3 protein-coding genes are annotated in these 5,925 nt (G+C 74.4%); 2 read left to right on the forward strand and 1 reads right to left on the reverse strand.

Translation table 11 applies throughout. The annotated features are described in order from the left end of the window. Positions 1–3: 3 nt before the first annotated feature. Positions 4–1,317, forward strand: a complete 1,314-nt coding sequence (locus tag GTR00_RS12470) for an endo-1,4-beta-xylanase (protein WP_407659686.1) — start codon at positions 4–6, stop codon at positions 1,315–1,317. A 145-nt stretch (positions 1,318–1,462) separates the two neighbouring features. Next, positions 1,463–3,064, forward strand: a complete 1,602-nt coding sequence (locus GTR00_RS12475) for an alkaline phosphatase D family protein (protein ID WP_166611940.1) — start codon at positions 1,463–1,465, stop codon at positions 3,062–3,064. Positions 3,065–3,162: 98 nt separating this feature from the next. Here the strand turns inward: GTR00_RS12475 and clpB are convergent, their stop codons facing one another. Then, positions 3,163–5,817: an ATP-dependent chaperone ClpB gene (clpB, locus tag GTR00_RS12480; protein WP_166611941.1), complete on the reverse strand. Its 2,655-nt coding sequence runs from the start codon at positions 5,815–5,817 to the stop codon at positions 3,163–3,165. Positions 5,818–5,925 lie beyond the last annotated feature (108 nt).

Here is a 5,925-nt window from a genome sequence, read left to right on the forward strand (position 1 = left end):
CCCGTGAACACCACCCCGGCGACCCTGCCCACCTCCCGCTGCGCGGACCCCGCGCTGCGCCACCGCGTCGCCGACGCCGCGCTGACCGTGCGCGGCCCCGACGGCACCCCGCTGGCCGGGCGGGAGGTGACCGTGCGCCAGCTGCGCCACCGCTTCTTGTTCGGCTGCATCGGCTTCGACTTCATCGCCCACGCCGCCGGCACCGACGGCGACGGCGGCGACGACGGCTCGTCGTCGTTCTTCGGCCGCTCGGCGCCGGCCGCCCAGGTCGAGGAGCTGGCCGAGGCGTGGTTCGAGCTGTTCAACTTCTCCACCCTGCCCTTCTACTGGGGCGAGTTCGAGCCGGTGCGCGGGCGGCCGGCCACCGAGCGGCTGATGCGCACCGCGCGCTGGTTCACCGAGCGCGGCGCGCTCGTCAAGGGCCACCCGCTGACCTGGCACACCGCCACGGCCGAGTGGCTGCTGGAGCTGCCCGAGCAGGAGGTGCTGCAGGCGCAGCTGGAGCGCATCCGCCGCGAGGTCGGCGGGTTCGCCGGGGTGATCGACGTGTGGGACGTCGTCAACGAGGCCGTGATCATGCCGGAGTACGACAAGCAGGACAACGGCATCACCCGCCTGGCCCGGTCGCTGGGACGGGTCGGGCTGCTGCGGGAGGTGTTCGCGCAGGCGCGCGGGGCGAACCCGTCGGCGACGCTCATGCTCAACGACTTCAACCTCTCCCCCGCCTACGAGCGGCTCGTGGAGGAGTGCCTGGAGGCGGGCGTGGGCATCGACGCCCTGGGGCTGCAGAGCCACATGCACAAGGGGTACTGGGGCGAGGAGCGCACCCTGGAGGTCCTGGAGCGCTTCTCCCGCTTCGGGCTGCCGCTGCACTTCACCGAGACCACGCTCGTCTCGGGCGAGCTGATGCCCGGGCACGTGGAGGACCTCAACGACCACCAGGTGCCCAGCTGGCCGTCCACCGAGGAGGGCGAGGAGCGCCAGGCCGACGAGGTGGCGCGGCACTACCGCACCCTGCTCTCGCACCCGGCGGTGCAGGCGGTGAACTACTGGGGCCTGTCCGACGCGGGCGCGTGGCTGGGCGCGCCCGTGGGGCTGGTGCGCGCCGACGGCACGCGCAAGCCGTCGTTCGACGCCCTGCACGGGCTGGTGAAGGGCGAGTGGTGGCTGGCGCCGACGACGCTGACCACCGACGCCGGCGGGCGCGTCGCCGTGAGCGGTTTCCTCGGCGACTACGAGGTCACCGCCGCCGGGGGCGCGGCCACCTTCGCGCTGGAGGCGGCCGGGGCGCAGCAGGTGGAGGTGAGCCTGGGCTGAGCCCCGCGGGAGCGGGGGGGGGGAAGTTGCCCGGTGCACCTGATGGTCGGTGGGCGTTCACCGGCCCGACGGCCGGGCCACCCCCCGCGGTCGCCGGCGGCCGGTTCGCTCCGGGGAGAAGCACAGGCCGACCACAGGAGCCCCCGTGACCGACGTCCTCCCCCCTCTCGCGCGCCGCACCCTGCTGGGCGGCGCCGGCGTGCTCGGCGCCGGGCTCGGCGCGGGACTGCTGACCGCCGGCGCCACCCCGACCGACCGCCGCCCCGGCGAGACGCTCGCCGACCCCTTCACCCTCGGCGTCGCCTCCGGCGAGCCGTCCCCGGACGGTTTCGTCCTGTGGACGCGGCTGGCGCCGGACCCGTACGCCGAGGACGGGCGCGGCGGGATGCCCGAGCGCGACGTGCCGGTGCAGTGGGAGGTCGCCCACGACCCGGCGTTCCGCCGCGTCGTGCGCCGCGGCACGGAGGTCGCCTCGGCGCGGCTGGGCCACAGCGTCCACGTGGAGGTGGCCGGCCTGCACCCCGGGCACGAGTACTGGTACCGCTTCCGGGTGCCGGGCCGCACCACCCACGTCTCCCCGGTGGGCACCACCCGCACCGCGCCGGACCCGCGCTCGTGGGGCACGCCGCTGACGGCGGCGTTCGCCTCCTGCGCGCAGTACGAGCACGGCTGGTTCACCGCCTACCGGCGCCTGGCGGAGGAGCAGCCCGACGTCGTGGTGTTCCTGGGCGACTACATCTACGAGTACGCGCCCAACGACTACGTCGTGGGCGAGGGCAACGTGCGCGACCACGCCGGGCTGGAGACCACGACGCTGGCCGGGTACCGCCAGCGCCACGCCCAGTACAAGGCGGACCCGGACCTGCAGGCCGCGCACGCCGTGGCGCCGTGGATCGTGACGTGGGACGACCACGAGGTGGAGAACAACTACGCCGACCTGGTCGCCGAGGAGCAGGAGCCGTACCCGACGCGCGAGCAGTTCGCCGCGCGCCGGGCCGCGGCCTACCAGGCCTACTACGAGAACATGCCGCTGCGGCGCTCGACGATGCCGAAGGGCCCGGACATGCAGCTGTTCCGGCGCCTGGGCTGGGGCCGGCTGGCCACCTTCCACGTGCTGGACACCCGCCAGCACCGCAGCGACCAGCCGAACGGCGACACGTTCCCCACCGCGGGCCCGGAGCGCGACGACCCGAACCGCACCCTGCTGGGCGCCCGGCAGCGCGACTGGCTGCTGGAGGGCCTGGGCTCCTCGCAGGCCACCTGGGACGTCATCGCCCAGCAGGTGATGTTCCACGAGCACGACTACGTGCCCGGCGTGGACCGCGGGTTCAACCCCGACTCCTGGGACGGCTACACCGCCGACTGCCAGCGCCTGCTGGACGGCTTCGCCGAGCGCGGGGTGGAGAACCCCGTGGTGCTGACCGGCGACGTGCACAAGACCTACGCCGCCGACCTCACCCGCGACCCCACGGACCCCGCCGCCCGCCCGGTCGGCGTGGAGCTGGTGTGCACCTCCATCACCTCCGGCGGCGACGGCACCGACGGCTACGGCGCGGACCAGCTCAAGGACAACCCGGACCTGAAGCTGGCCGACGACCGGCGCGGGTACGGCATCGCCCGCTTCGAGCGCGACGCGATGCGCGCGGAGTTCCGCACCCTGCAGCGCGTCTCGCAGCCGGGCGCGCCGGTGGACACGCGCGCCTCGTTCGTGGTGGAGGCCGGCGACCCCGGCCTGCGGGAGGCCTGAGACCGCCCCCGCCCCGGGGACGCGGACGCCCGCCGGACCGTGCGGTCCGGCGGGCGTCGTGCGCCCCGGGCGGGGCGGTGCGTCAGGCTGCTCCGACGTCAGATCGCGCTGACGGCCGGGTCCTGGGCGCGGCGCACGACCAGGCCGCTGGAGCGGGCCGCGTCGGGGGCGTCCAGGTCGACGGTGAAGTCGCGGTCCTGCACGTCCACCTCGACGGTGTCGCCGTCGCGGACCTCCCCGGACAGGATCGCCCGGGCCAGGCGGTCGCCGATCTCGCGCTGCACCAGGCGGCGCAGCGGGCGCGCGCCGTAGGCGGGGTCGTAGCCGGTCAGGGCCAGCCAGTCCTTGGCCGCGTCGGTCACGTCCAGCGCCAGGCGGCGGTCGGCGAGGCGGTCGGCCAGGCGCTGCACCTGCAGCTGCACGATCCGGGACAGCTCCTGCGTGGACAGCGGGTCGAAGACCACCACGTCGTCGAGCCGGTTGAGGAACTCCGGCTTGAAGTGCCCGCGCACGGCCGACATCACCGCGTCGTGCTTGGTGGCCCGCGACAGCTCCGGGTCGACCAGGTACTGCGAGCCGAGGTTCGAGGTCAGCACGAGGATGACGTTGCGGAAGTCCACCGTGCGGCCCTGCCCGTCGGTCAGGCGACCGTCGTCGAGGACCTGCAGGAGGATGTCGAACACCTCCGGGTGGGCCTTCTCCACCTCGTCCAGCAGCACCACCGAGTACGGCCGGCGCCGGACGGCCTCGGTGAGCTGGCCGCCCTCCTCGTAGCCGACGTAGCCCGGGGGGGCACCGACGAGGCGAGCCACGGCGTGCTTCTCGGAGTACTCGCTCATGTCGATGCGGACCATGGCGCGCTCGTCGTCGAAGAGGAAGTCCGCCAGCGCCTTGGCCAGCTCCGTCTTGCCGACGCCGGTCGGCCCGAGGAACAGGAACGAGCCCGTGGGGCGGTCGGGGTCGTTGACGCCTGCGCGGCTTCGGCGCACCGCGTCGGAGACGGCCTGCACCGCGGTGGACTGGCCGATGAGCCGGGCGCCGAGGAAGTCCTCCATGCGCAGCAGCTTCTCGGTCTCGCCCTCCAGGATGCGGCCGGCGGGGATGCCGGTCCAGCCCGCGATGACCTCGGCGATGTCGTCGGGGCCGACCTCGTCGGCGACCATCGGCTTGTGGTCGCCGGTGCCGGCCTGGCTCTCGGCCACCTGCGCCTGCTCCAGCTCGCGCTCCAGGGCGGGGATGCGCCCGTAGAGGATCTCGCTGGCCCGGCCCAGGTCGCCCTCGCGCTGCAGCCGCTCGGCCTGCGAGCGCAGGTCGTCGATCTGGTGCTTGAGGTCGCCCACGCGGTTCAGGCCGGCCTTCTCCTGCTCCCACCGGGCGGTCAGCGCGGTGAGCTGCTCCTGCTTGTCGGCCAGCTGCGCGCGCAGCGCCTCCAGCCGGTCGCGGGAGGCGGCGTCGTCCTCCTTGGACAGCGCCAGCTCCTCCATGCGCAGCCGGTCCACGGCGCGGCGCAGCTCGTCGATCTCGATGGGCGAGGAGTCGATCTCCATGCGCAGCCGGGACGCGGCCTCGTCGACGAGGTCGATGGCCTTGTCGGGCAGCTGGCGCCCGGAGATGTAGCGGTCGGACAGGGTCGCGGCGGCCACGAGCGCGGCGTCGGAGATGGCGACCTTGTGGTGCGCCTCGTACCGCTCGCGCAGGCCGCGCAGGATGCCGATGGTGTCGGGCACGCTCGGCTCGCCGACGAAGACCTGCTGGAAGCGGCGCTCCAGCGCGGGGTCCTTCTCGATGCGCTCGCGGTACTCGTCGAGCGTGGTGGCGCCGACGAGGCGCAGCTGGCCGCGCGCGAGCATGGGCTTGAGCATGTTGCCCGCGTCCATGGAGCCCTCGGCGGCGCCGGCGCCCACGACGGTGTGCAGCTCGTCGATGAAGGTGACGACCTGCCCCTCGGAGCGCTGGATCTCCTCCAGCACCGCCTTGAGGCGCTCCTCGAACTCGCCGCGGTACTTCGCGCCGGCGACCATGGCGGCCAGGTCCAGGGCGACCAGGCGCTTGCCGCGCAGCGACTCCGGCACGTCGCCGGCGACGATGCGCTGGGCCAGGCCCTCCACGACGGCGGTCTTGCCGACGCCGGGCTCGCCGATGAGCACGGGGTTGTTCTTGGTGCGGCGGGAGAGGACCTGCACGACGCGGCGGATCTCGGCGTCGCGGCCGATGACCGGGTCGAGCTTGCCCTCGCGGGCCTGCGCGGTGAGGTCCACGCCGTACTTCTCCAGGGACTTGTACGTCCCCTCGGGGTCGGGCGAGGTGACCTTCGCGCCGCCGCGCACGTCGGGCAGGGCGTCCAGCAGCGCGTCGCGGGTGGCGCCCACGGCGCGCAGCGCCTCACCGGCGGCGGACTGCCCGGTGGAGGCGCCGATGAGCAGGTGCTCGGTGGAGACGTAGGCGTCGTCCAGGGCGCGCGCCTCGTCCCCGGCGGCCTGCATGAGGGCCAGGGCGGGGCGGGAGAGCTGCGGCTGGGCGACGGACGAGCCGGACGCGCTGGGCAGCGAGGCCAGCGCGCCGTCGACGCGGTGGGCCAGCAGGGCGCGGTCGGCCCCGACGGCGTCGAGCAGGGCGCCGGCGACGCCGTTCTCCTGGCCGATCAGGCCGGCGAGGACGTGCAGGGGCTCGACCTGCGCGTGACCCGCGGACGTGGCGCGGCCGACCGCGTCGGCCAGCGCATCCTGAGCGCGGGTGGTGAGCTTGAGGTCCACGGGCTACCTCCGGGCGAGTGGTGCGGAACGACTTCGCTGGGTCCAACACTGCCAGAGTTGAGCTTGTTCCGCTCAACTCGGGCGCGTCGCGCCCCTCCCCCGCCGCAC

The organism is Kineococcus indalonis, assembly GCF_009906395.1.
Lineage (GTDB): Bacteria > Actinomycetota > Actinomycetes > Actinomycetales > Kineococcaceae > Kineococcus > Kineococcus indalonis.